Origin of the sequence: Mesorhizobium sp. WSM4306 (assembly GCF_007003975.1) — a bacterium.
Taxonomy (GTDB): domain Bacteria; phylum Pseudomonadota; class Alphaproteobacteria; order Rhizobiales; family Rhizobiaceae; genus Mesorhizobium.
Genome location: NZ_VFTC01000012.1, coordinates 82,124 through 108,289, shown reverse-complemented (window position 1 = coordinate 108,289; position 26,166 = coordinate 82,124). Strand labels below are relative to the sequence as shown.

24 protein-coding genes are annotated in these 26,166 nt (G+C 63.7%); 9 read left to right on the top strand and 15 right to left on the bottom strand.

Annotated elements, in window-relative coordinates:
- The 8 genes from FJV77_RS16170 to FJV77_RS16135 all read right to left on the bottom strand — a co-directional run bounded on the left by FJV77_RS16170 (position 1) and on the right by FJV77_RS16135 (position 8,248).
- Positions 1-1,005 carry a Rieske (2Fe-2S) protein gene (locus FJV77_RS16170; RefSeq protein ID WP_142867779.1) on the bottom strand — a complete coding sequence of 335 codons (1,005 nt, stop codon included), beginning with the start codon at positions 1,003-1,005 and terminating at the stop codon, positions 1-3.
- Positions 1,002-2,150, bottom strand: coding sequence for a GNAT family N-acetyltransferase (locus tag FJV77_RS16165; RefSeq protein WP_246691277.1), 1,149 nt, complete (start codon positions 2,148-2,150; stop codon positions 1,002-1,004). Before FJV77_RS16165 ends, FJV77_RS16170 begins: the two co-directional genes overlap by 4 nt.
- Entirely contained in the window at positions 2,147-3,403 is a 1,257-nt protein-coding gene (locus tag FJV77_RS16160) for a F390 synthetase-related protein (RefSeq protein ID WP_142867777.1), read from the bottom strand. Before FJV77_RS16160 ends, FJV77_RS16165 begins: the two co-directional genes overlap by 4 nt.
- On the bottom strand, positions 3,400-4,224 hold the full coding sequence (locus tag FJV77_RS16155) for an MBL fold metallo-hydrolase (RefSeq protein WP_142867776.1): 825 nt from the start codon (positions 4,222-4,224) through the stop codon (positions 3,400-3,402). The genes FJV77_RS16160 and FJV77_RS16155 overlap by 4 nt, the downstream gene beginning before the upstream one ends.
- Positions 4,221-5,213, bottom strand: coding sequence for an NAD(P)-dependent oxidoreductase (locus tag FJV77_RS16150; protein ID WP_142867775.1), 993 nt, complete (start codon positions 5,211-5,213; stop codon positions 4,221-4,223). Before FJV77_RS16150 ends, FJV77_RS16155 begins: the two co-directional genes overlap by 4 nt.
- Before the next feature lie 2 nt (positions 5,214-5,215).
- Positions 5,216-6,205 (bottom strand): 3-oxoacyl-[acyl-carrier-protein] synthase III C-terminal domain-containing protein, encoded by a 990-nt coding sequence (locus FJV77_RS16145; RefSeq protein WP_142867774.1) that lies wholly within the window; start codon positions 6,203-6,205, stop codon positions 5,216-5,218.
- 94 nt (positions 6,206-6,299) lie between these two features.
- On the bottom strand, positions 6,300-6,749 hold the full coding sequence (locus FJV77_RS16140) for a DNA polymerase III subunit chi (protein WP_142867773.1): 450 nt from the start codon (positions 6,747-6,749) through the stop codon (positions 6,300-6,302).
- An 8-nt stretch (positions 6,750-6,757) separates the two neighbouring features.
- Positions 6,758-8,248, bottom strand: a complete 1,491-nt coding sequence (locus FJV77_RS16135; protein ID WP_142867772.1) for a leucyl aminopeptidase — start codon at positions 8,246-8,248, stop codon at positions 6,758-6,760.
- Positions 8,249-8,621: 373 nt separating this feature from the next.
- Between FJV77_RS16135 and lptF the strand changes: the two genes are divergently transcribed.
- The 8 genes from lptF to FJV77_RS16095 all read left to right on the top strand — a co-directional run bounded on the left by lptF (position 8,622) and on the right by FJV77_RS16095 (position 17,137).
- Complete coding sequence (lptF, locus tag FJV77_RS16130) at positions 8,622-9,821, top strand: LPS export ABC transporter permease LptF (protein ID WP_142867771.1); 1,200 nt, start codon at positions 8,622-8,624, stop codon at positions 9,819-9,821.
- Positions 9,822-9,823: 2 nt separating this feature from the next.
- Positions 9,824-10,906: an LPS export ABC transporter permease LptG gene (lptG, locus tag FJV77_RS16125; protein WP_142867770.1), complete on the top strand. Its 1,083-nt coding sequence runs from the start codon at positions 9,824-9,826 to the stop codon at positions 10,904-10,906.
- On the top strand, positions 10,906-13,350 hold the full coding sequence (locus tag FJV77_RS16120) for an LPS-assembly protein LptD (protein ID WP_185970336.1): 2,445 nt from the start codon (positions 10,906-10,908) through the stop codon (positions 13,348-13,350). Before lptG ends, FJV77_RS16120 begins: the two co-directional genes overlap by 1 nt.
- Positions 13,351-13,426: 76 nt before the next feature.
- Positions 13,427-14,356, top strand: coding sequence for a peptidylprolyl isomerase (locus FJV77_RS16115; protein WP_185970335.1), 930 nt, complete (start codon positions 13,427-13,429; stop codon positions 14,354-14,356).
- Positions 14,357-14,369: 13 nt separating this feature from the next.
- Complete coding sequence (pdxA, locus tag FJV77_RS16110; RefSeq protein ID WP_142867767.1) at positions 14,370-15,398, top strand: 4-hydroxythreonine-4-phosphate dehydrogenase PdxA; 1,029 nt, start codon at positions 14,370-14,372, stop codon at positions 15,396-15,398.
- Positions 15,395-16,234 (top strand): 16S rRNA (adenine(1518)-N(6)/adenine(1519)-N(6))-dimethyltransferase RsmA, encoded by an 840-nt coding sequence (rsmA, locus tag FJV77_RS16105; protein ID WP_142867766.1) that lies wholly within the window; start codon positions 15,395-15,397, stop codon positions 16,232-16,234. Before pdxA ends, rsmA begins: the two co-directional genes overlap by 4 nt.
- Before the next feature lie 112 nt (positions 16,235-16,346).
- Positions 16,347-16,550, top strand: a complete 204-nt coding sequence (locus FJV77_RS16100) for a hypothetical protein (RefSeq protein WP_142867765.1) — start codon at positions 16,347-16,349, stop codon at positions 16,548-16,550.
- An 8-nt stretch (positions 16,551-16,558) separates the two neighbouring features.
- Positions 16,559-17,137 carry a Fic family protein gene (locus tag FJV77_RS16095; protein WP_142867764.1) on the top strand — a complete coding sequence of 193 codons (579 nt, stop codon included), beginning with the start codon at positions 16,559-16,561 and terminating at the stop codon, positions 17,135-17,137.
- 20 nt (positions 17,138-17,157) lie between these two features.
- Here FJV77_RS16095 and gmk read toward each other — a convergent pair whose 3' ends face one another.
- The 7 genes from gmk to fabD form a co-directional block, all read right to left on the bottom strand.
- Complete coding sequence (gmk, locus tag FJV77_RS16090; protein ID WP_246691276.1) at positions 17,158-17,832, bottom strand: guanylate kinase; 675 nt, start codon at positions 17,830-17,832, stop codon at positions 17,158-17,160.
- Positions 17,833-17,838: 6 nt separating this feature from the next.
- Positions 17,839-18,729: a YicC/YloC family endoribonuclease gene (locus FJV77_RS16085; protein WP_142867763.1), complete on the bottom strand. Its 891-nt coding sequence runs from the start codon at positions 18,727-18,729 to the stop codon at positions 17,839-17,841.
- A gap of 256 nt (positions 18,730-18,985) precedes the next feature.
- Positions 18,986-20,212 (bottom strand): endolytic transglycosylase MltG, encoded by a 1,227-nt coding sequence (mltG, locus tag FJV77_RS16080; RefSeq protein WP_142867762.1) that lies wholly within the window; start codon positions 20,210-20,212, stop codon positions 18,986-18,988.
- A gap of 202 nt (positions 20,213-20,414) precedes the next feature.
- Positions 20,415-21,677, bottom strand: coding sequence for a beta-ketoacyl-ACP synthase II (gene fabF / locus FJV77_RS16075; RefSeq protein ID WP_112560796.1), 1,263 nt, complete (start codon positions 21,675-21,677; stop codon positions 20,415-20,417).
- A 34-nt stretch (positions 21,678-21,711) separates the two neighbouring features.
- A complete protein-coding gene (locus tag FJV77_RS16070) occupies positions 21,712-21,948 on the bottom strand; it encodes an acyl carrier protein (protein WP_006203723.1) in 237 nt (78 codons plus the stop codon).
- A gap of 221 nt (positions 21,949-22,169) precedes the next feature.
- Positions 22,170-22,907 (bottom strand): 3-oxoacyl-[acyl-carrier-protein] reductase, encoded by a 738-nt coding sequence (gene fabG / locus FJV77_RS16065; RefSeq protein WP_142867761.1) that lies wholly within the window; start codon positions 22,905-22,907, stop codon positions 22,170-22,172.
- Positions 22,908-22,967: 60 nt separating this feature from the next.
- Complete coding sequence (gene fabD, locus FJV77_RS16060) at positions 22,968-23,915, bottom strand: ACP S-malonyltransferase (protein ID WP_142867760.1); 948 nt, start codon at positions 23,913-23,915, stop codon at positions 22,968-22,970.
- Positions 23,916-24,196: 281 nt separating this feature from the next.
- Between fabD and FJV77_RS16055 the strand changes: the two genes are divergently transcribed.
- Positions 24,197-26,122, top strand: a complete 1,926-nt coding sequence (locus tag FJV77_RS16055; RefSeq protein ID WP_142867759.1) for an LTA synthase family protein — start codon at positions 24,197-24,199, stop codon at positions 26,120-26,122.
- Positions 26,123-26,166: the final 44 nt, after the last annotated feature.

Here is a 26,166-nt window from a genome sequence, read left to right as displayed (position 1 = left end):
TTAGAGCTCGATCTGATACACCCGCGGCTCCGCTGCCGCCGACGGCATCTTGCCATCCATGATGGCCGCTATATCTCGGCGCAGGAAATCCAGCGGGCCGATCGCCGGCTGAACCTGCGGCGGTATCAGGGTATTGTCACTGGCCGATTTCAGCACCCGGCGATCCTGCTGTAGCGCAAAGGCAAAGAGCGGCCGGAAGGCCAGCGCCTTGAGCTCTCCGAACAGGCCTTGGCGCGGACCGATGAGCCAGCCGACACCCTCGACGGTCCGCTCGTCGGCCTGGCGCAAATGGAAGGTGGTCGCCAGCGCCAGACCAACCTTGCCCCAATATTCCAGTTCGACAATGCCCGGATGGCGATAACGGCCGATGGTCCTGGCGCGCTCGCCTTCCAGCAGCCGGCTGACCAGCCCCTGCTGGCGGTCCTCGCCGGTGTAACAGCTTTCGACCCAGCCCTCGCCGCCGGTCACCTCGACGCGCACGAGATGGCGTTTTGCCGTTAGACCGCGCAGTACGCCCTTGTGCGTGAAGTGGGTGTGGGTGGCGTCGAGAATGTTCTCGGCCGCGTCGAGCACCGTCGATTGCGCCGAACTGCGCACCCGCTTCACCACGACATCCTTGCCCTGCATGCAGTGGAGATAGGGCTCGACTTCGGGCGTGCCTGACGAGACGAAGACGACGCCGTCGCGTTCGATCGCGGCGTAGCGGCGGACGCGATAGTGCGGCATATCACCGACATGGCCGGGGATGGCGGTGCATCGCCCTTCCCCATTGTAGCGCCAGCCATGGTAGGGGCATTCGATCTCACCGCCAATGACCTTGCCGGTCGACAGTTCGACCAGGCGGTGAGCACAGCGGTCGAACAGGGCAGCGATCCCTTGCGCCGAGCGGAACAGCACCAGCGGCGCGCCGTCGAACAGGATGCGCTTCGGCTTGGCTTTGATGTCGGCGGACCGCATCACCGCCTGCCAATAGTCTTTGTCTTTTTGCAGCCGTGCTTCGCTCAAAGTTCAAATCTCCTGAGCAGGGGAATGCCGATCTTCGCGAGCACAAATTCCATGATCCGCACTGCCATGCGTTGGCGGCGCGGCAGATGGCCGGCATAAATGGCGTTGTATTCCACCGTCGCTACGGCGCCGCGCAAGCGTTTGAAGGCGGCCGCACCGGCGCTCATGTTGAAAAACAGGCCATGCGCGGCGGCATGGTCCTGCGCCAGCGCCATCATCATGCGGTAAAGGCCCTCACTCACCGGCAGGCCGGTGTCGTAGCCGACGATCGGCTGCGTCAGTGTGCTGCCGTTTTTCGACAGCGCGGTAACGGCGACCAGTTCACCCCCGGGACGGCGCAGACCCGCCAGCTTGAGGATGCCGCGACGGTGCATCTCGCTGATATAGTGTGCGGTGTAATGCGGGTTGAGCGGCGTGTATTTGTCGAGATAGAGCATGCGATAAAGCGCTTCGCTGCGCGCATAGTCGGCTTCGGCAAAGTCGGCAGCGCCGACCCTCTCGAACGCCGTCGTGCGCAACCGCTTGCGGTCGCGCTTCATGTCGTTGGTCATGGCCGAACCGCGGTTGGCGAAGATGTAAATCTGCCGCGCCGCCAGCATACGGAACCCTTCCGCCTTCAGCGCCGCGATGGTCGAGGGATCGGCGATCTCGTTCAGCGAACGGATGAGAACAGCGCGGTCGGGAAAACGCGCGGTGAGATCGTCGCGGATCGCAGCGACCGTCTTGCGGTCGAGCAACGGCACCGGATTGGTCGAATAGAGCCAGTTGTTGACCTGCACCTGATGGTCGAGGCCGCTGGCCCTGACCAGCGGTGCGCATAGGCCGATCAGCATCCGGATCGCCTTTTGCAGCAAAGGCGAGGAGACGAAATTGCGGGTCTCGTCGATGGCATAGTCGATATAGGCGCTGGACGGGCAGCAGATATAGCAATTCGGCGCTTCGCTTCTGTCGTTCAGCGTCAGGGGAAAGGAGCGGCCGGCGATCTCGAAGGTCTCGACCGATACCGTCAAATTGCCGATGAGATCGCGCACGGGCACCTCGTTGAAGAGCCGCACGAAGGCCTCGACCTCGCGCGGGTTGTTCTCCACCCGGTCCAGTTGCCCAAGTCCCAACAGGGTGGGCTCTGATGCGGCAGGCCGGTTCACGGCCCAGCTCCCAGCCGGGATTCAACCCGGCGCAGCTTGCGGCCTGTCTCCAGCGGCAGGTCCCTACGCATAAGGCTGACCAAAGCTGTCACCTGTCGCGCCGCCAGCAAATTGCGCACGGCCTGATGCGCGGCACCGGCGGCTTCGTCGGCAAGCCCGGGCGCAAAGCTGAGCTCGATCGTGTCGGGCGCGGTCTGCACCAGGCGGAAATCGTCGATGCGCCTGTCCGCCTTGAGCACGGCATTGCGCAGGATGTCGGGCGTCACAAGAATCTTCCCATGCGGCGACGCCAGCCGGAAAGCATCGTCCATGCGGCCGACGATCTCATCCACGGTGCGCAGCGGCGAGCCGCAGCGGCATGGTGTTTCGGAGAGCCGCAACAGATCGTTCATCCGGTAGCGCGCCATGATCTGGGTCTGGCGGCGAAAGGCGGTGACCAGCGGCATGACCAGCCCGTCGCCCGCCGGCTCGAACTCGAAGTACACTGAATCCTCTGCCAGATGCAGCCCGCCCTTTCGGCACGTGACGGCGAACAGCCCTTCCGTCGCCATGTAAATCTGATCGAGCGGTAGACGGAAGAATGTTTCGATGACCGGGCGGTCGACAGGATCGAGCGTCTCGGCGGCGCTAAAGACCCGCTGTGGCTTGAGCCGAAAGTTCTCGGCCGCGAAATGCCGCAGCATCTTTGGCGGCGCGATGATCACCGTCGGTGCAAAATCCTCAAGCGCTGCGCGCCAGCTCTCCGGCCCGCGCGTCAGGTCGAAGAAGCCGAGATCGATGCGCCGCGATTTGCGGGCGCTTTCATAAAGCCCGGTGTTTTGCGGCAAGATCACCGCCACACGCTGCCGGCGCCAGAGTAGATCGGGCACGGCCTTGGCCAGGATCGTGCCCAGCCAGCGGTATTTCTCCGCTTCCGAAATAACGAACAGGCCGCGATTGCCCGACGTGCCGGTGCTGGCGCCGACCGTCAGATCGCCGATGCGGCCATCGCCAGCCTGCGCTTTCCAGGCCTCGGCGACCGTGACGCCGCGGATGTTGAAGCGCTCGAAATTGGCCATCAGCGTCGCCTTGTCGGTCACCGGCAGGTCATCGAGATGACGTGGCGCCTTGCCGTAGAACGGGGCACGCGGCAGGTCGCGCTCGAGAAAGCGGCGCAAGGCCTGCGCCTGCCAGCGCTCGAAATTCGCGCGGCTCTTGCGCGAGACCCATTGCGTCAGCGCAAACGTACGAACCGCTTCGGCCGGCCCGTTCATGCGCCCTCTCCGGCCAGATCGTACGCCGTCATCGCCGGATCATGGCAAAGCATGACCTCGCCGCCGGTTGCCAGAAACCGGCGCAACATCGCGCTGGTCGGGTCGAGCGCGGCGGCATCTTCGGCCAGCAAGGCAGCCGGCAGACCGGGCGTCCGGTTTTCGACAAGGGCTGCGATCAGCCATTGCGCATCGACGGCGTAGAGCAGCGGCCGCTCCATATTTTGAAACAACAGTCCGAACTGGCCATCGGCATGGCCGGGCAGATCGACGGCGATAACGCTGCCGTCGCCGAACAGGTCGGCACCGCCGGGCACATCACCACGTGGCTCGACACGCCGCTTCGACGACAGTCCGTCGAGCCGTGCCTCGAAATCCGGCGGAAACAGTTCCTTGAAAACGCCGTGGCGCAGATTCTGTCGAGCTGTCTTGGCCTTGGCGCGCGCCCAGGCGGCGTCTTTGGCGATGAAGCGGGCATGGGGAAACAGCGACAGGCCCGACATGTGATCGGCATGGAAATGCGTAACAATGACGGTTCGCACATCCTGCGGCGACAGGCCGAAGCGCGCCAGAACCGGCAGCGGCTGCGCGGCTTCGTTGAGTTCGGGCCGGAGGATCGCACTGTAGAGACGCAGCGCCGTGCTGCGCTCGCTCCCTTGGGTCACATGCGGCGTGTAACCGGTGTCGATCAGCACTGGACCCGCCTGCGGATGTAGGATCAGCCCGTAGCGGACACGCAGTCTGACCTTCGCCCAGCTGCCGCCGCGCAGGATCAGGCGCTCGGCCGCACTGACCCAGGCGCTGTTTGCGAAGACGATCCTCACGCAGCCCCCTCCGCCGCCTTGCCGAATGTGCGGTCGAGCCCTTCCTCGAACGACACTTTCGGCGCCCAGCCGAGGATGCGGCGGGCCTTGGCAATGTCGAGGCTCTGGGCGTAGGCGAACAGGCCAAGACCGTAGCGCGTCACCGGCGGCTCGGGCCGGCCGGGCAGAAGTTCAGCCACCGTCTCCGCCAACCCGGCTGCCAGCATTGCGGGCAAAAGCGGCATTTTGCGCCAGCGTGGCTGCACACCGGCGCGGGCGCAGGCCGCCTCGGCAATGCGGCGCACCGGCACCACCTCGCCGCTGGAGACGTTGAAGATGTGACCCTCGGCAGTGCAGCCTGCGGACAGAGCGGCAAGCACAGCATCGACGACGTCATCGATGTAAGTGAGATCGATGCGCGCCTGGCCGTCGCGGAACAGCGGCAGCGGGCGCTGCCGCGCCACCTGCAGCAGGCGCGGCAGCAGCGTGCGGTCGCCCCGGCCGTAGAGGCCGCGAGGACGCAGCAGCACCGGGCCGATTTCAGGCGAGGCCAGAACGATTTCCTCAGCCTGTCGCTTGGTGCGTGCATAGTGATTGACCGGCGGCGGCAGGCCAGCGTCTTCGCTGACACTGAGCTGGTCGCGATAGGCGAAACAGACCGACGGACTGGAGATATGGACGAGGCGGCGCACCCCTTGCCGGCGGGCAAAATCGACGAGGTTCTGGGTAGCTGCGACATTGGCGGTCTTGAAATCCGCAAGTCGGCCAAAGGGCGCAGAAAGCGCCGCGCAATGGACGATCGCATCGAGGCCTCCGAGATCGTGTTCGGCAGCGGCATCGAACGGTTTGGACAGATCGAGGCGAATGATCTCGTGACCGGCGGCTTCGAGCGCCGCACAACGCTCGGCATCGCGGCCAAGGCCGAACGCCGGTGTGCCCATTGCCGCCAGCCGCGCCAGGACATGCGAGCCGAGGAAACCGCTGGCGCCGGTGACGAGCACGCGTCCCATGGTCAGGCTTCCAGCGCCATGCCGCCGAACGACACGCCGGCCGAGGTGCCGAGGAACAGCACTTTAGCGCTCGGCCCGACGCGCCGCTCACGGCGCGCGACATCGAGCGCGAAGGGAATGGAAGCGGCAATCTGGTTGCCGTGGCGCGCCGCGATATCGATCAGCTTCTCCGGCGCAAAGCCGGTCTGGCGGGCCATGTGGGCGAGCGCTAAGGGGCTCGCCTGATGCGGCACGACGACATCGACATCGTCCCGCCGCCAGCCGGCACGATCGAGCAATTCGGCAACGAAGCCGTTGAAATGACGCGCCGTCACGCGAAACAACTCCTTGCCGTCCATGTGGAAGAGACTGTGGCGGGCAAATTCCTCCGGCTGACGGTGAAAGTCGAAACGCGTGCCGCCGGAGGCGATGCTGCAGGCTTCATAGGCTGAGGGATAGGTGCGCATCAGATTGGCCGCCACCCTGCCCTCGCCAGGCGCTGCCTGCTGCAGCACCGCGGCCGCCGCGCCATCACCAAACAAGGCCGCGATTTCCGGCTGATCCTGCCACGGCAGAGCGCGCGAGGCGATCTCGGAAGAAAACACCAGCGCGGTGCGGCATTGCCCGGCCTCGATCAGCCGCGATGCGGTCTCGAAAGCGGTGAGGAAGCCGAGGCAGGAGCTGTTGACGTCGAAGGCGGCGGCCGATCCATCCGCCAGGCCGAGACGCTGCATGACCAGCGGCGCGGTCGATGGCAGCGGCTGGTAAGGCACGCCGCAACCGCCGATCACCAGGTCAACGTTGCTGGCATCGATGCCGGCATCGGTGAGTGCGAGGCGCGCCGCCGCACAGGCGAGATCGACCTGCGATTCGGCCTCGCAGACATAGCGCTCAATGACGCCGGTGGCAGCTTCGAGATGGCCATCGCCAAGCCCCAGCCGCGCGTCGAGACTGCGCGACGTCACGCATTGAGCGGGCACGGCTCGCCCGGTTCCGATGATCTTGACCCGCATTCTCAGCCCGCCGCGTGAGTTGCGCTTTTTTGCAATCCCTAGATTAGACCGTTCGGCTAGAACAGCGTCGTTTTCAAGACCATAGGCGAAGCGCTCAAGCCTTGCGCTCCCAGCGCCGGTCTGGCGTCTGCTGCCAATAGGTGACCGCGTGGCCGGCCTCCTTCAACATCTTCCAATGCGTGCGGGCGCCTTCGACCTGGGCCGCGTCATGGCCGTCGAACAGGAACACGGCGCGTTCGTAGCCGGCGAGATCGGCGGGTGCTGCGCCATCGACGAGGAAGCGGATCTGCGCCTGGTTCGGATTGGCTTCGCTCGTGGTCAGGAGGATCGGCTGCTCGGCCGGATAGGCTTCGCGGTCGGTCGCATGGGCCAGGAACGAATCGTCCCTGAATGTCCACAGATGCTGGTCGAGCGCGTCGCGCCGCTCCTCGGTGCCGGTCTGCACCACGGCGCGCCAACCGCGATCGACGCTGCGCTCGAGCAGGCCGGGGAGCGCATCCTCCAGCGTCGATTCGGTCAGGTGGTAGAAAAGGACGTCTGCCATATCCGGCTCTATCCCTCGTAATTGTCGCGCACCAGGCGGTCGAGCAGCCTGACGCCGAAACCCGAGCCCCAGGACTGGTTGATCTCGCTCGGCGGTGAGCCCATCGCGGTGCCGGCGATGTCGAGATGCGCCCACGGCGTTTCCTTGACGAAGCGCTGCAGGAACTGCGCCGCTATGATGGCGCCGCCATAGCGGCCGCCAATGTTCTTCATGTCGGCGCTCTTGGAATCGATCAGCTTGTCGTATTCGGGCCCAAGCGGCATGCGCCACAGCCGCTCCTGCGTCGCCTGGCCGGCCGTTGTCAACCTGTCCGACAGTTCGTCATTGTTGGAGAACAGGCCGGCATAGTGCTGGCCAAGCGCGACCATGATGGCGCCGGTCAGCGTCGCCAGATTGACCATGAATTTCGGCTGGAAACGGTCGTTGCAGTACCACAGCGCATCGGCCAGCACGAGGCGGCCTTCGGCATCGGTGTTGAGCACCTCGATGGTCTGGCCCGACATGGAGGTGACGATGTCGCCGGGGCGCTGGGCGTGGCCGTCGACGGCATTTTCCACCAGCCCGATGATGCCGACGACATTGGCCTTTGCCTTGCGCGCCGCCAACGCCTGGATGAGCCCTGTGACCGCCGCCGCACCGCCCATGTCGCCCTTCATGTCTTCCATGCCGGAAGCCGGCTTCATGGAATTGCCGCCGGTGTCGAAGGTGACGCCCTTGCCGACGAAGGCGACCGGCGCATCCTTGGCCTTGCCGCCCTTCCATTGCATGACAGCCATGCGGGCGCCGCGCGGCGAGCCTTGGGCGACACCGAGCAGCGAGCCCATGCCGAGCTTCTTCATTTCCTTCTCGGTGAGGATCTCGACCTCGACGCCAAGTGCTTCCAGTTCCTTGGCGCGGGCGGCGAATTCGACCGGGCCGAGTGCATTGGCCGGTTCGTTGACCAGATCGCGCGCGAGAAGCACGCCATCAATCACCGCCACTTCGTCGGCGAAGGCCTTTTTCGCGGCGGCCGGATCGGCGGTGTGGATGGTGACCTTGACCGGTTTCTTCGGCTCGGCGTCGTCCTTGTCCTTCCTGGTCTTGTATTTGTCGAAGGCGTAGCTGCGCAGGACGATGCCGGCAGCCAGGTTCGCCGCTTGCTTGGCGCCAATTTTTGCGCCCGGCACATCGAGAATGATGGCCACTTCGGTCGCCTTGCGCAGGGACGCCGCAATGGTGCCGCCAAGCTTCAGCCAGGCAAAGTCATCGAGACCGGCAACCTTGCCGGCGCCGATCGCCACCAGCCGGTCGAGCGATGTCCCCTGCGGCGCCAGCACTTCGACGACACCGGCAAATTTTCCGGAAAAATCCGCCACCGGAAACGCCCGCGCCAGCGTTCCATCCGGATCGCAGGCCTTTGCCGGCTCGCCAAGACCGCCATCGTCGGCCGCCAGCACGAAGACGCTGCCCTTTTTAGGCGCGGCAAATTTGGCGAAGGCGATCAATGGTCTCAAAGTCATCAGGTCCTGCTTTCGGAAACGGCTCAGATTTTCTGGGAGAATGCGTTTTCAGGGGAGATGCGCGACATTTGGTCGTTTTCCTTCATTTGGCAAGACTTTGCCGGAATCGGGGCCCATATGCGCTGTGGAATCGATGACGATTCGTCGCGGCACGGCCCCGCTCTCCTGCCGCAACCTGTTGTTAACCATCGATGTTCTCGCTTTCTTATCCATTGCCGCCGACACTCCGGCCCGCGGGACGGGCGATGTGGGACGGGAAACGGATCGATCCGCCTGAAAGAAATGGCCAAACACACCCAGTTGTACAGGCGCAGCCGGACTACTACCTTGTCTGCGGGCATGATGCCGTTCGGCAAATCGAGAAAAGCCTTACATGAAGGTCGTTGAACGCTACATCATGCGTCGCGCGCTGGCGGTGTTTCTCGCTGCGTTGATCTGGACGCTGGCCATTGTCTGGACGACGCAGGTGCTCGCCCGCATCGATCTCGTTACCGACAGCGGCCAGTCGGCGCTGACTTTCTTCGAGGTCGCGGCCCTCATCATCCCCACGATCATCCCGATCGTGGTGCCGTTCGCCCTGGTGGTGGCGGTCGCCCAGACGCTCAGCGTCATGAATTCCGATTCCGAGCTGGCCGTCATCAACGCCGCCGGCGCCTCGCGCTGGACGATCGTGCGGCCGGTCCTGCTGGTCGCGCTGGCGGCCAGCGTGTTTTCCTTCGCTGTCGACAATGGCGTCGAACCCTATGCCAGGCAGAAGAACCGCCAGCTGATCGCATCCTCGCGCGCCGATCTTTTGTCGCTGATCATCCAGGAAGGCACGTTCCGCAAGATCGACGACGGGCTGTTCCTGCAGGTCGGCGAGCGGCTGCCGGACAACCGGCTTGGCGGCATCTTCGTCGCCGATTCGCGCGAGGAAGGCGCCAATCTGATCTATTATGCCAAGAGCGGCAGCATCGTCGAAAAGGGTGACGAGAAGGTGCTGATGATGAATGACGGCGTCATTCATCGCAAGACGCTGACCGGCGACCTCTCGGTCATCCGCTTCACCTCCTACGCCTTCGATCTGTCAGCCTTCATGTCGGCGGCGAACGATATCCTGCTCCTGCCCAAGGACCGAACGACGCAGTACCTGCTCAACCCGGACGCCAACGACAAGATCTTCCAGCGCAGGCCCGGCGCCTACAAGGCCGAGCTCGACCAGCGCTTTTCCGAATGGTCGTACTCGCTGGTTTTCGCGCTGATCGCGTTGGCCGTGGCAGGCGACGCCCGCTCACACCGCGAGGCGCGCATCCATCCGCTGATCACAGCCATTGCCATTGCGCTGTTCGTGCGCTGGTTGGGCTTTTTTGCCGCCGGGAAAGCCGACAAGATCCCGCAATATGCCTACATGGTCTATGGCGTGCCGATCGTCGCCTCGGCGGTCGCCATCTGGTTCATCGTCACCTCGCGAAGCATGGAACTGCCCGGCAGCTGGGCCGACTGGCTGACGAATTTCGCCGGCCGCGTCAGCGATGGCTGGACGGCGCTGAAGCTGCGCCTCACCCGGCGCTACACATCCGGCCAGGGAGCCTGACGATGGGCTGGACCTTGGGCCGCTACTTCTTCTTTCGCTACGTGTCGATCACGATCTGGTTCTTCGTCGGCCTTCTGGCGCTGGTGTTCCTGATCGACTTCACCGAACTGTCCGGCCGCATCACCGGCCTGCCGGGCTTTACCTACGGCACGGCGGTCGCCATCTCGGCGCTGAGGATGCCGATGATCATGCTGCAGACGGTGCCGTTTGTCGGCCTGTTTTCGGCGATGGCGACGCTGGTGTCGCTCAACCGCAAGTATGAGCTGGTGATTGCGCGTTCGGCCGGCGTGTCGGCCTGGCAGTTCCTGTTGCCCTGCTGCATCGGTGCGTTGTTATTCGGCGCGCTGTCGGTCGGCGTGCTCAATCCGATCGCCGCGCACGGCTTTTCCTGGTCGGAGCAGATGGAAAACCAGCTGCGGTCCGGCAATTCGAACGCCGTGGCGGCCGATGCCACGCCGTGGATCCGCCAGAAAACCGCCGCCGGTGACACCATCATCGGCGCCCGCGCCATCCTCAACCAGGGCCTGGAAATGGCCGACGCGGTGTTCTTCGTTCTCGATCCGAAAGGCAATATCGTCGAGCGCAAGGACGCGGCGCGGGCTTTCCTGCGCGACGGCTACTGGGAATTGCAGGACGTCAAGGTGTTCAAGGACGGCAACATCCGCTCGGAAACGACGGACCAGTTGCCGACCAACCTCAAGCCGGAGTTCGTGCAGGAAAGGCTGGCGCGCCCCGAAACCATCCCGTTTTACGAGCTTCCCGGCAAGATTGAGGTTGCCCGCTCCTTCGGCCTCAAGGCAAATGCCTTCGCCATGCAGTTCGATTCGCTGGTGGCGTTACCGTTCCTGCTTGTGGCCATGACGCTGATTGCGGCAACAGTTTCAATGCGATTTGCGAGGATGGGGCAGTCGGCAACGATGATTCTGGGTGGCGTCCTCGCCGGGTTTCTGCTTTATGTCGTTTCGGTATTGGTCAAGGCATTCGGCGTGGCGGGATTCGTGCCCACAGCCGTGGCTGCATGGGTTCCGGTTGTCGTGGCTATGTTCTTTGGGGTGACATTCCTGCTGTACAAGGAAGACGGCTAGTGAGGGAGGCGGCTTTGCGCAGCCATAGGCAGGCCGGTTTGGCGCGTCTTTATTCGGCGAGCGCCTTGGCATGCCTGCTCGCTTGCGGCGTGCCAATGGCTCCTGCGCTGGCGCAGGACGTCACCGACGTGGCAACGAAGGTTCCCTCCGGCACCCAGATGCTGTTGGCGGCCGACACGCTCGTCTATAACAACGACAACCAGACGGTCACCGCCATCGGCGGCGTGCAGATCGACTATGGCGGCAACAAGCTCGTCGCCCAGCGCGTCGTGTATGATCGCAACACCAAGCGGCTCGTCGCCAGCGGCAATGTCGAGATCGTCAACAGCGACGGCACCAAGATCAACTCGCAGCATATCGATATTACCGACGATTTCGCCGACGGTTTCGTCAACGCGTTGCGCGTCGAAACCCCTGAAAAGGCCTATTTCGCCGCCGAAAGCGCTGAACGCATGGGCGGCGTGCTGACGACGTTCCACAACGGCGTCTATACCGCCTGCGAGCCTTGCGAGGACAAACCGGACAAGGCGCCGACCTGGCGGATCAAAGCCAGGAAGATCATCTGGAACGGCGAAAAGAAGACGGTTCGCTTCGAGAACGCGAATTTCGAATTCTTCGGCTTCCCGCTGGCCTATCTGCCGGCATTCGAGATCGCCGACCCGACGGTCAAACGCAAAAGCGGCTTCCTGATCCCCAGCATCGCCTTCAACAACGATCTCGGCGTTGGCGTCAAAGTCCCCTACTATTTCGCACTGTCGCCAACCTACGACCTCACCGTCACCGGCAGCGGCTATACCAAGCAGGGTTTCCTCGGCGAGGCCGAGTGGCGCCAGCGCTTCAACAATGGCCAGTACACGCTGAAGATCGCCGGCATCCGTCAGGAGAATCCGGACGAATTCATCGATGCCTCCGCCTTCCCCACAAGCGCTGGCCACAATGTCAATTCGGGCGATGTCGGCGATCCCAACAAGTTCCGCGGCATGATGGGCACCAAAGGCCAGTTCGCCATCAATCCGCGCTGGGACTTCGGTTGGGACATCCTGCTGCAGAGCGACAAGAATTTCTCGCGTACCTATACGATCGAGGGCTACAATGACGCCGTGCATCAATCGTCGGTCTACCTGACCGGCCTCAACGGTCGCAATTATTTCGATGTGCGCGCCATGCGCTTCCAGGTTCAGGAAAACGCACTGGACAACAACATCGCGTCGCGCAGCGACAAGCAGCCCTGGGTGCTGCCGTCGCTCGACTATGCCTATATCCCCGACATGTCGGTAGCCGGCGGCCAGCTGTCGTTCAACGTCAATGCGCGGGTGATCCGCCGTGACGATCTCGATCAGGCCTATTTTACCCCCTACGTGCCGGCCTCGGGCGTCCAGCGCGTGCGCGGCATCGAGGGCGAATCCGGTCGCGTCACCGCCGAGGCCGAATGGAAGCGTACCTTCACCACCGATGGTGGATTGCAGCTGACGCCGCTTCTGGCTCTGCAGGGCGACGTCGACTATCTCAATGCATCCTCAGGTTCGCTCGCTGCCATTAATGCGATGGCCGCCGATCCTCGAATAGACACCACCGCCGACATGCGGTCTTCCTTTGCCCGTTACATGGCGACTGCCGGACTTGAAATGCGCTGGCCGGTGCTGTTTTCGATGACCGGTTCCAGCCATATCGTCGAGCCGATGGCGCAGGTCTTCATGCGCCCGAACGAGCAATATGTCGGCGGCCTGGCCGTTCCCAACGAGGATGCACAGAGCTTCGTCTTCGACGCCACGACGCTGTTCGAGCGCGACAAGTTCTCCGGCTACGACCGCGTCGAAGGCGGCAGCCGCGCCAATGTCGGGTTCCGCTATTCGGGCGCCTATGACAATGGCTGGGGCACCAACGCCATCTTTGGCCAATCCTACCAGCTGGGCGGACGCAATTCGTTCGATTCACCGGATCTGGTCAATGCGGGTGCCGAATCCGGGCTCGATACCTCGACCTCCGACTATGTCGGTCTTATCGGGTTCAGCAGCCCGAGCGGCTTCTCCGGTTCGTTCAGCGGCCGCTTCGACGAGCAGAGCTTCGAAGTTCGCCGCGCCGAGGTGAAGGCCGCCTATTCCGGCCTGCCGGTTTCGCTGAGCGCCAAATACGCCTTCATCCAGGCGCAGCCGCTCTACGGTTTCACCACCGATCGCCACGAAGTCACGCTCGGCGCCTCGACGCACCTGGCCGAAAACTGGCGCGTCTTCGGCACAGGCACCTACGACCTGCAGCAAAGCGTGCTGGTCAAGGACGGCGTCGGCTTTGCCTACAACGATTCCTGCTTCACCTATCTGATGACGTTCTCGGAATCGCGCGACATCAACACCAGGGAAGTGTCGCAGAATGTCGGCTTCAACCTGTCGTTCCGCACGCTCGGCGATTTCGGCTCGTCACAAAGCTCGATCGACACCATCCAGTAGAGCCGGCTGACGACATCGTTTTGCCGCATAAAGCGGGCACGGGTTTCGGTCATCCAAAACCGGGCTTAGAATTGGGATGCTTTCGATGAGGAAATACCTGTTTTCGGCAGGATTCGCGCTCCTGATAGCGGCGACCTCGATCTCAGTCACCATGATGACGCCGCCGGCCTTCGCCAGTGAAATCAAGTATGTCGTCAACAACATACCGATCACCAGCGGCGACATTGCGCACCGGGCTGCCTTCCTGAAACTGCAGCGCAAGAAGGGCGACGCAGGCCAGGAGATGATCGACCAGACGCTGCGCACGGCCGAGGCCAGGCGCCTCGGCATCCGCATCACCGACGCCCAGGTCGAGGCCGCCTATCAGCGCTTTGCCTCGACCAACAAGATGCAGCTTAAGCAGCTCGACGGTGTCATGGCCCAGTCCGGCGTGACCAAGGAGCATTTCAAGGAATTCATCCGCGCCCAGATGGCGTGGAACCAGGCGCTGAGCGCACGCTATAGCGGCGGTGGCGGACAGATGAGCGAACAGGACCTGGTCAAGCACATGCTCGAAAAAGGCGGCGCCAAGCCGAGCGCCACCGAGTATATGCTGCAGCAGGTGATCTTCGTGGTGCCGAAGGCCGAGCGCGGCGCCACACTCGCCAAGCGCAAGCGTGAGGCCGAGGCCATGCGCGCCCGCTTCAACGGCTGCGCCACCACGCGTGAATTCGCCAAGGGCCTCATTGACGTCACCGTTCGCGATCTCCCCCGGGTGCTGGCGCCGCAACTGCCGCCGGACTGGGCCGAGCAGATCAAGGCCACCAAGCTGGGCGGCGCCACCGCTGTGCGCGAGACCGATCGCGGCATCGAATTCATCGGAATCTGCTCGTCACGCGAGGTTTCCGACGACAAGGCTGCCCAGATGGTGTTCCAGAGCGAAAGCACCGGCGACAAGAACGCCGACGAACTCTCGGCCAAATATGTCGAGGAACTGAAGGCGAAAGCCAAGATCGTCACGCGCTGAAACCGGCCTGGCCGTGCGTGAGACAGAGCTTCCGCTGGCACTGAGCGTCGGCGATCCGTCCGGCGTCGGGCCGGAAATCGCGATTGCCGCGTGGCAGAGCGCCCACGAGTCGGGTGCAGCACCTTTCTATCTTCTCGCCGACCCGGCGCTGATCGCCGCGCGAGCGCGCCGGATCGGCGCCGAGGTGACAATCGCGGAGACGGTGCCGGCGCAAGCAGCTGATGTCTTTCAACACGCTTTGCCCGTGGCGCCGCTGGCGGCCCGCTTCACCGACGATCCCGGCCGGCCTAACCCGGCCAATGCCGTCGGCACCATCGAGGCCATCGACCGCGCCGTCGCCGACTGCCTTGCCGGCCATGCGGCCGCGGTCGTCACCTGTCCGATCGCCAAAAAGCCGCTTTACGATGCCGGCTTCGGCTTCCCCGGCCACACTGAATATCTGGCGCATCTGGCCTCTCTCCATACCGGTGGCGCGGTGACGCCGGTGATGCTGCTCGCCGGCCCCGAATTGCGCACCGTTCCGGTCACCATCCACATTGCGCTTGCCGAGGTGCCGAAGGCGCTGACGACGGAGCTGATCGTTGCGATCTCGCGCATCACCGCTGCCGATCTTGCAAGCCGCTTCGGCATCGCCAGGCCGAGGCTGGCGCTAGCCGGGCTCAATCCGCATGCCGGCGAAGCCGGGGCTATGGGGACAGAAGACGAGCGCATCATCCGCCCGGCGGTCGAGATCCTGTGCGCGCAAGGCATCGACGCTTTCGGGCCTCTGCCGGCCGATACGATGTTTCATGCGCGCGCCCGTGCCGGCTACGACGTGGCGATCTGCATGTATCACGATCAGGCGTTGATCCCGGCCAAGGCGCTGGCCTTCGACGAGGCGGTCAACGTCACGCTTGGCCTGCCGTTCATCCGCACTTCGCCCGATCACGGCACAGCCTTCGACATCGCCGGCAAAGGCATCGCACGTCCCGACAGCCTGATCGCGGCGCTGAAGCTGGCCCGCCGGCTGGCCGATACCGGGACAAAGGTCGCAGCCGCATGAGCATCGATGGGCTGCCGCCGCTGCGTGAGGTGATCGAGCGCCATGGGCTGCAGGCGAAGAAAGCGCTTGGCCAGAATTTCCTGCTAGACCTCAATCTGACCGGCAAGATCGCGCGCGCCGCCGGCAACCTTGGCGACAGCACGGTGATCGAGGTCGGCCCCGGCCCCGGCGGGCTGACCAGGGCGCTGCTCTCTGCCGGTGCCCGGCGCGTCATCGCCATCGAACGCGACGAACGCTGCCTGGCGGCGCTTGCCGAGGTCTCCAACCACTATCCGGGCCGACTTGAGGTGATCAGCGGTGACGCGTTGAAGACGGATTTTGCCACTCTTGCCAGCGCCGCGTCGCAAGGCGGCGGCCCGGTGAGGATTGCCGCCAACCTGCCCTACAATATCGGCACCGAGCTGTTGATCCGTTGGCTGACCGTCACCGACTGGCCGCCCTTCTATCAATCGATGACGCTGATGTTCCAGCGCGAGGTGGCCGAGCGCATTGTCGCCGGCGCCGGCAGCGACGCCTATGGCCGGCTCGGCGTGCTGGCGGGCTGGCGAACCGAAGCGAGGATTGCCTTCGACGTGCCACCGCAAGCGTTCACGCCACCGCCCAAGGTGACCTCCTCGGTGGTGCATCTGGTGCCGCGTGCCAGTCCGCTGGCGGCCGACGTGAAAAAACTCGGCCGCGTCACCGAAGCCGCCTTCGGCCAGCGCCGGAAGATGCTGCGGCAGAGCGTGAAGAGCCTGGGGGGTGAGGCACTGCTTATGCGCGCCAACATCGATCCGACCCGGCGGGCGGAGACGCTCAGCGTCGAGGAATTCGTGCGGCTGACGAACGCGGTGTGAAGCGGTGGCGTTGGCCGCAACTACAGCGCTGGCGACATAAAAGCTCTCCCTCTCCGAAGGAGCGTTGAGCGTCGGCATTGCCCCAAAATGGTCGACCTGATAGAGTGATCGCATGAAAAAGAGCCCTGCAGTCGCCCGCTCGACCGAGATTGGCCAGTTCGTCCTGACCAGCGACAAAGGCGAAAAAATAAGCGCCGTCGAAGGCCTCAAATTATCGCAACGCATGGGTGCCATTCTAAGGGATAGCCGCGCTCGTGGCCTGAGCGGCGATGAGCGTAGGACACTGATCAGGGAACAGGCGTCCAGCAAGAAATAGGGATCGCAGTGGTCTATGCCGCTGAAAATGATCCGCTGTGCTACCCAGGAACCACCGTTCTCCGCAACAGGCTAAATATCGAGGATCAAGCCGAACTCGATGAATTCGAGTTGGCGCTCTTCCTCACCAGAGCCGATGAACGCATTCCAGCTGGCAGGCTGGACTACGCGCATTATAGAGCCGTCCATCGCCACCTGTTCCAGGATATCTACGATTGGGCGGGCGAGGTCCGCGCCATTCGTATCGGCAAGGGTGGAAACTGGTTCTGCTACCCCGAATACATCGATCAGGAGATGGCCAGGATCTTCAAAGAGCTTGCCGATGCCAATTGTCTTCGCGGACTCGGCATCGAAGACTTCGCCGTTCGTGCGGCGCATGTCTTGGCCGAGATCAATGCCGTGCACCCGTTCCGCGAAGGCAACGGCCGCACGCAACTTACCTTCCTGGCAATGTTGACTGAAAATGCGGGATTCTCATTCGATGCGGATGTGCTCGAGCGCGAGCGTGTGCTGAACGCCATGATCGGGAGCTTTGCAGGCGACGAAGCGCCGCTGGCCAGACTCATAGAAGATATCGCCCGTGGGTGATGGATTCCCGCGATCGTGTTTCACACCGTCTTCTCGTCCAGCAGCCCCGATACGAAGTCGAACAGACCAGGCCGACGGTCGCGCCTTAGCCGCTCTGCCGTGACGATACCGCGCACTTCGGCGAAGGCGCGGTCCAAGTCGTCGTTGACGATGACGAAGTCGTATTCCTTCCAGTGCTCGATCTCGTTGCGGGCGTTCTTGAGCCTGGTCTCGATCACCTGCTCCTGGTCCTCGGCGCGGCGCTTCAGCCGCGCCTTCAATTCCTTCATCGACGGCGGCAGGATGAAGATCGAGACGATGTCGGCGCGCATTTTCTCCTTGAGCTGCTGGGCGCCTTGCCAGTCGATGTCAAACAGCATGTCGCGCCCTTGCGCCAACGCCAGTTCGGCCGGCTCGCGCGGCGTGGCGTAGCAATTGCCGTGCACCTCGGCCCATTCCAGCAGCGCGTCGGAATCGCGCAGCCGCTCGAACTCGCGCATGGTGCGGAAGTGGTAGTGGACGCCTTCGATCTCCGAGCCGCGGCGTGGCCTGGTGGTGACCGAGACCGACAGTTCCAGGCTGCCGTCGCTTTCCAGCAGGTTGCGCGCGATCGTCGACTTGCCGGCGCCGGACGGCGACGACAGGACCAGCATCAGCCCGCGTCGGCGAATGCGGGACCCCAGATCCCTGGCAACCATCGGCTCCTTGGCACCCATTTTGGGTTACTCCAGATTCTGGACCTGTTCGCGAAATTGGTCGACCACCGCCTTGAGCTCCAGCCCGATGGCGGTGACAGTGGCTGCGTTCGACTTCGAACACAGCGTATTCGATTCGCGGTTGAATTCCTGCGCCAGAAAATCGAGCTTGCGGCCGATGGCGCCGCCATTTGCCAGCAGCGCCCGGCCCGACGCTACATGTGTCTTCAGCCGGTCTATTTCTTCGCGGATATCAGCCTTGGTGGCCAGAAACGCCGCTTCCATGTGCAGCCGGGTGGCATCGAGATTGGCCGACGCATCCATCAGCAGCCGCACCTGTTCGGCGATCCGTTCGCGGATCGCCGCCGGTTCGCGCGACGGATCGGCTTCGGCCTTGAGCGTCAGCGTCTGGATGGCGTCGATATGGCCGGAAAGCAGCGAGCGCAGCGCTTCGCCTTCGCTTTGGCGCGCCTGCTCGAGACCGGTAAGCACCGCCCCGAGCGCCGCCAGGATCGCCGTGTCGAGCGCTGCTCGAACCTCCTCGGTTTCGCTGGTTTCGGGGACATCGAGCACGCCGCGCAGGGAAAGCAGGCCGTCGGCAGTCGCCGGGGCAACACCGAACTGCTCCTGCAGCCGCTTGGCCAACCCGGCCAGATCCCGGAGGAAGACTTCGTTGACCACCGGCTGCACTTGCTGGCCGGCAGCGCGGCCGACGGTCAGCGTCGCCTGGAAATTGCCGCGCGAAAACCGCTTCTGCAGCGTCTGCCGCACCGCCGGCTCGAGCCGCTCGAAACCTTGCGGCAGCCGCAGCCTGACCTCGACGCTCTTGCCGTTGACCGACTTGACCTCCCAGGCGATCGAGGCGCCATCGTGCTCGGCGACGGCGCGTGCAAATCCCGTCATGCTCTGCAAATTCATGATGCGGCTCGTGTCTCCCTGGTGTTCCGATTCTGAAATCCCACTCGCGTTCGATATCACGGGCAGCGCGAATGTCAGAATCGCAATACCGGCAAGGTGTTGATTTCCGGTGTCGTTTTGATCTCGCAGTGCTGAAATCTGCAGAGCCATCGAAGCAAGGCCAAAGACGCTTCGAACCGCGCTGGGCGCTCAAAGCATCAGCGCGTCGCCCATGTCCGCAAGGCGCAAGGTCACTCCGCCAAAAAGCGCCGGCCTGCTACTGGGCGGCACCCGCATCGCCACTGGCGTCACCGCTGTCGTCGCCATCCGCCGGCGCATCGGTCTGGCCCGGGGTCTTGGCGCCCTTGGCGGCGTCTTCAGCCTGCTTTTTCTGCATCGCCCGGTAGCGGGCAACGTTCTCATTGTGCTCGGCAAGCGTCGTGGCAAAGACATGGCCACCCGTGCCGTCGGCGACAAAGTAGAGATCGTCGGTCTTCGACGGGTTGGCGACGGCTTCGAGTGCGGCGCGGCCCGGATTGGCGATCGGCGTCGGCGGCAGGCCGTTGATCAGATAGGTGTTGTAAGGCGTCTGCTTCTCAATGTCCGACTGGTAGATCGGCCGGTCGGCGGGTTTGCCCTTGCCGCCGAACAGGCCATAAATGATCGTCGGATCCGATTGCAGCCGCATGCCCTTGGCCAGACGGTTGAGGAAGACGGCGGCAACGCGCGAGCGCTCGTCACCCCGGCCGGTTTCCTTTTCGACGATCGAGGCCAAGGTGACGAAGTCGTCGACATTGGCCAGAGGCAAGTCGGGCGCGCGCCGCTGCCAGACTTCGTCGACCAGCTCTTTCTGGTCGGCGAGCAGCTTGTCGACCATCTGCTGACGCGTGGCGCCGCGGGTGAAGCGCAACGTATCGGTGGCAAGGCTGCCCTCGGCCGGCGTGGTCGCCGGCATGTCGCCGGTCAGCGCATCCTGCTCGGCGACGCGCTGCAGCGCCTGCTCGACCGTCAGGCCCTCGGGAATGGTCAGCGAATACATCACCGACTTGCCGCTCTTCAGAAGCTCCATGATGTCGCGCATGGAGGCGTGCGGCTTGACTTCGTATTCGCCGGCCTTCAGCGCTGAATCATTGCCATAGACGCGCACGCCAATGCGGAAGATGCGGGCGTCGCTGATCAATCCACGCCGTTCAAGCTGGTCGGCGATATCCTGGACGCCGGTGCTTGGTTTGACCAGGAAGGTGTCGCCAGCGACCGACGGGCCTGGTTCGTTGAAGGCCTGCTTGCCGAAATAGAGCGAGACGCCGGCGGCGAGGATCATCAACATCACCGCGGAGATGACGAAGTTCATGAACACCACGACCTGGCTGCGCGAGGCGCGCGAGCGCTTCGGCGGCGGTGTGCCGGCTTCCGGCCGCAAGGCCTCAGCCGCAGTCTTCGGCACGATCGGGCCGGTCTGCTGGTTTTGTCCGAATTGTCCGCTGCCGCCCGGATTGGTGTTCATAAGCGCCCTACCATCTGATCTCTTAGAGCGACCACGCGTCCGGTTGGACGCACAGCGTGCCCTAACATTTCAAGCCTACGCATCGTGCTTTTGAAAAAAGCGCCTTCGGATTCAGGCCGATGCGACGAATCCCCAGCGGCAGAGTAGGCTCGAATATGGCAAAATTGACGACAGACCGCTGGCGCGCCGGTCGATACCGCAATCAGCCTATATAGCGCTGGAAGACCAGCGAAGCGTTGGTGCCGCCGAAGCCGAAGGAGTTGGACAGCGCCACGTCGACCTGGCGATGCCGTGGCGTGTTGGGTACAAGATCGATCGCGGTTTCGCGTTCCGGGTTATCTAGATTGATGGTGGCGGGAGCGATGTTGTCGCGGATGGCGAGGATCGAAAAGATCGCCTCAGCGGCCCCCGCGGCGCCCAGGAGATGGCCGATCGACGACTTGGTCGACGACATCGAGATCTTGGAGGCGGCGTTGCCGACCAGCCGCTCGACGGCGCCGAGCTCGATCGTATCGGCCATGGTCGAGGTGCCGTGCGCATTGATGTAGTCGATATCGGCGGGCGTCAGCTTGGCCCGGTTCAGCGCCGCCGTCATGCAGCGGAAGGCACCGTCGCCATCTTCGGCAGGTGCGGTGATGTGATAGGCGTCGCCGGTCAGGCCGTAGCCGGTGACCTCGGCATAGATCTTGGCGCCGCGCGCCTTGGCGTGTTCGAGCTCTTCCAGCACGACCACGCCGGCGCCCTCGCCCATGACGAAGCCGTCACGGTCGCGGTCATAGGGACGCGAGGCCTTTTCAGGCGTATCGTTGCGGTCGGTGGACAGCGCCCGGCAAGCGGCGAAGCCGGCAAGCGAAAGCCTGGTCACCGGCGATTCGGCACCGCCGGCCAGCATCACGTCGGCATCGCCGAAGATGATCAGCCGGGCGGCATCGCCAATGGCGTGCGCGCCGGTCGAGCAGGCGGTGACGACGGCGTGATTGGGACCCTTCAGCCCGTGCCGGATCGACACCTGACCGGACACCAGGTTGATGATGTTTCCAGGAATGAAGAACGGGCTGATGCGGCGCGGGCCGCGCTCGTGCAAGATCAGCGCGTTTTCGGCGATGCCTTCGAGGCCGCCAATGCCGGAGCCGATCATGACTCCTGTGGCGCATCGCTCGGCTTCTGTGCCGGGCTCCCAGCCGGAATCCTTCAACGCTTCGTCGGCGGCCGCAATCCCGTAAAGGATGAAGTCGCCGATCTTGCGCAGCTCCTTGGGTTCAAGCACGGCTTCGGGATTGAGCGTGCCGTTGGTGCCGTCACCGCGCGGAATGACGTGGGCGATCTTGCAGGCAAGATCTTCCACTTCAAACTCGGTGACGCGCTTGGCGGCGCTGCGGCCGGTCAGCAGTTCCTTCCAGCTGTGCTCGAAGCCCATACCGAACGGCGAAACCAGGCCAAGGCCCGTGACGACGACACGCCTCATCGCAGGTCCTCCCCGGTGATGACTGCGGATAGCGTCAGGCCGAAGCCTTGTCGATGTACTTCACCGCATCGCCGACGGTCAGGATGGTCTCGGCCGCATCGTCCGGAATCTCGACGCCAAACTCTTCTTCGAACGCCATGACGAGTTCGACCGTGTCGAGGCTGTCCGCGCCCAGATCATCGATGAAGCTCGCCTGCTCGGTCACCTTGTCGGCATCGACGCCAAGATGTTCGATGACGATCTTCTTGACGCGCTCTGCGGTGTCACTCATTTGGGGCATCCTCGTCTTTTGTTTGTCTGTCTTCGTTAGCGGGCAGAATGCCGCTAATCAAGCTGAAAGATGGTCCTGCCGGAAACGCAACGGCGCCGGACCGGTTTTTGCCCGAACCGCCGGGTTGCGGGCCGCATTACACGAAAATTGGCTAAGGTCCAAGGCGAAATGGTCTCTTTTCACAAGCCGGCCACGTCTTCTTATTACCCGGCCATGTCCCGTCAAATCATCGCCATGCCGCCGTTGACATGGATGGTCTGGCCGGTGACGTAGCCGGCTTCATTGGAGGCGAGGTAGGCGACGGCGGAGGCCACTTCAACACTCGTGCCCATGCGGCGTGTCGGAATCGCCGCCATGATCGCGTCTTTCTGCTTGTCGTTGAGTTTGTCGGTCATCGCCGATTCGATGAAGCCCGGGGCGACGCAGTTGACGGTGATGTTGCGGGTGGCGATCTCCTGCGCCAAGGACTTGGAAAAGCCGATCATGCCGGCCTTGGAGGCGCAATAATTGGTCTGGCCTGGGTTGCCGGTAACGCCGACCACCGAGGTGATGTTGATGATGCGGCCATGGCGGCGGCGCATCATCGGATGGGTGAGTTCGCGGGTCAGCCGGAACACCGCGGTGAGGTTGACCTCGAGCACACTATCCCAATCGGCATCCGACATGCGCACGAACAGGCCGTCCTTGGTAATGCCGGCATTGTTGACCAGGATATCGACGCCTTCGAGCTCGGCTTCCGCCTTCTGGCCAAGCGCCTTGACCTCGTCGCGGTTCGACAAATTTGCTGGAAACAGTTTTACCCGGTCGCCGAGCTCGGCTGCCAAGGTCTCCAATTTCTCGATGCGGGTGCCGTGCAGGCCGACAATGGCGCCTTGCGCGTGCAGCACCCGGGCGATCGCCTCGCCAATGCCTCCCGATGCGCCAGTGACGAGCGCCTTGCGGCCGGTCAGTTCGAACATTTTTGTCTCCTGATCTTAAGAGAACACCCTTCCCACGGGAGGGGTCAAATCGCCAGTGGATTATGAAAGCGCGGCCAACGCCGCCTCGACGTCGGCCGGGGTACCGACGGCTGATGTGGCGATGTCGCGGTTGATGCGCCGCGCCAGGCCCGACAGCACCTTGCCGGCGCCGATCTCGTAGAGTGTGGCGACGCCGTTGGCGCCGGACCACTCCACCGTTTCGCGCCAACGCACACGGCCGGTGATCTGCTCGACCAAGCGCCGTGTGATCTCGTCGGGATCGCTGGTCGGGGTCACGGTGACGTTGGAAACGACTGGAACCACCGGCGCATGCTTGGCTACCCCGGCCAGCGCCTCGCGCATGACATTGGCCGCCGGCGCCATCAGCGCCGAGTGGAAGGGGGCGGAGACCTGCAGCATCAGCGCCCGTTTGGCGCCCTTCTCGGTGCACAGTTTTGCGGCGAGTTCCACCGCCGCCTTGGCGCCGGAGATCACCAGCTGGCCACCGCCGTTGTCGTTGGCGATCTGGCAGACCTTGCCGGAGCCTGTTGCGGCCGCGGTGCAAGCGGCTTCGACATCGGGCTGTTCCAGTCCGATGATCGCCGCCATCGCACCCTCGCCGGCCGGCACCGCCGCCTGCATGGCATTGCCGCGAATGCGCAGCAGCCGGGCGGCATCGGCGACCGAGACGAAGCCGGCGGCGGCAAGGGCGGAATATTCGCCGAGCGAATGGCCGGCGACATAGGCGACCTTGTCCTTCAACGAAAAACCGCGCGCTTCCAGCGCCCGCACCGCAGCCAGCGACACTGCCATCAGTGCCGGTTGGGCATTGGCGGTCAAGGTCAGCGTCTCTTCAGGGCCTTCCCAGATCAATGTCGACAGCTTTTCGCCCAGCGCGTCATCGACTTCCTCGAAGACCCTGCGCGCCTCGGGGAAGGCGTCGGCGAGGTCCTTGCCCATGCCGACAGCCTGGCTGCCTTGTCCCGGAAAGGTGAATGCAACGGCCATTTGGGCTCTCTCCAGCGGCTGATTTTTCCTGCCTGTGACGCAAGGCGGACCGCCAAGTCAAGCCCGCGAGCAGCATTTCGGCCCTCGTTCCACCCGGAAGCTGACCCCGAGTCCCTGTTCTGAAAGGCTTTTTGCCGATCACTCCTGATGAAAACCGCTCACGAATCGTTTGCTGGCTCTTCTTATTTCCGCCACAGGCGCTAGCTTTTGCATGACAGTTCTATGACAGAACGGTGACGCGAGTGGAAAAACGCGTTGCTTGGGCCGGGGGAAGAAGAGAAGTGGCAAGGATCAGGAAGGGCGCGGCAGTACCCGCGCCACAGTTCTTGGAAGACGATCCGTCCACCGGCTACCTGCCGGGGCGCAGATGGCCTGTCATCCGCTACGGTCTGGTCACGCTGCTTGCCTCCGCCGTCCTGGTGTTCGCCATCGAATGGATCGTGCGCGGCGACTTTTTCGGCACGGTCGACTTCTTCCTGCAACCCTTCAAGCCGGGCTGGACCACCATCATCGTCTTTGCGCTGGTGCTGATCGGACTGGACGCCGTGCTTGGCCGCAGCCACCAAAGCCTGATGATCGTGGCGCCGCTGACGCTGGCGCTGGCCTTTGTCGGGCACCAGAAGTCGCATTATCTCGGCGATCCGCTCTACCCGACCGATTTCCTCTATTCGCGCCAGATCATGGCATTGATGCCGCTGCTGGTGCGCGAGCGCCCCTGGACGGCGCTCGCCATGGCGGTCGGCATCGTCGCCGGCCTGTCGTTGCTGGTCTATGGCTGGCGGCGGTGGCGCCGCAAGGTGCCGATCCTCAGCCGCAAGGGGCGCCTGGCGCGGTTGACGCTGGCAGTGCCGCTGCTCGCCTTCTTCGTCTCGATCATGGATTACGCCACCTTCTCGTGGACCCGCGACCGGCTGCAGATCATCCCGATCATGTGGGACCAGAAGGAGAACTACGCCTCCAACGGGTTTGCGCTGGCTTTCGCGCTCAACGTGCCGATGGCGCATGTCTCTGCACCGGCCGGCTATTCCGACAAGGCGATCGATGCGATCGACAGACCTGATGTGACGGCCTCGGTGCCGGATGAGAAACCCGACATCATCGTGGTGATGAGCGAATCCTTCTGGGATCCGACCAAGCTGCCCGGCGTCACCATCACGCCGGACCCGATCCCCAATGTGCGGGCTTTGCGCTCCGGCTATATGTTCTCGCCGGAATTCGGCGGCATGACCGCCAACATCGAATTCGAGGCGCTGACCGGCTTTTCCAATGCCTTCCTGCCGGCGGGCTCGATCCCCTATCAGCAATATGTGCGCACGCCGACGCCGTCGCTGGCGACCTTCCTGAAAAGCGAAGGCTACCGCGCGCGCGCCATCCATCCCGGCACCAACTGGTTCTGGAACCGCGGCGCGGTCTATGCCGATTTCGGCTTCAACGATTTCCGCTCGGAAGAGACGCTGCCACCGTTGGAAAAGCGCGGGCCGCTGGCCTCCGACGCGGCAATGACCGACGAGATCATCGCAGAGGCCGACGCCAGCGAGGACCCGGTGTTCTTCTTCGCCGTCAGCCTGCAGAACCACGGCCCCTACGAGCCGTACCGCTATTACAACCCGACCCACAAGGTCGCGGCTCCCATCAGCACATGGGCGCGGGAATCGCTGCTCAGCTACGCCGAGGGTTCGGCCGATGCCGACCGTGGCCTCGAACGGCTGATCGAATGGGCGAAGAAGCGCGAGCGGCCGACGGTCATTGCCTTTTTCGGCGACCATCTGCCGCCGCTCGGTCCCGTCTATGTCGAGACCGGCTTCCTCAAAGACAATGTCGCGCCGCGCAGGGAGGCTACGCCGGAGGCAGCACTCGAGCACCACCAGACGCCGCTGATCATCTGGTCGAACCGCACCGGTCCGGCGCAGGATATGGGCGCGGTCAGCCCAGCCTTCCTGCCCTATCACATCCTGACCACGGCCGGGATCACGCACCCCTACTACACCGGCTTCCTCGGCGCGCTGCGCGAACGCTATCGCGTCGTCGACCGCAATCTTCTGCTGACGCCGTCAGGCGAAGCGACGCCCGACTGGGCGCGGCAGAAGGACGTCGATCCGGCGATCAACGATTTCCGCCTGCTCCAATACGACATGATGTTCGGCAAGCGAAAGGCCGCGCCCGACTTCTTCCCCGAAACGGTGGACAAGGTCGCCCATACAAGTTGATCCCGGGTGCTTTTCAACCCTCGACAAATCGCCGCCATTCCAGC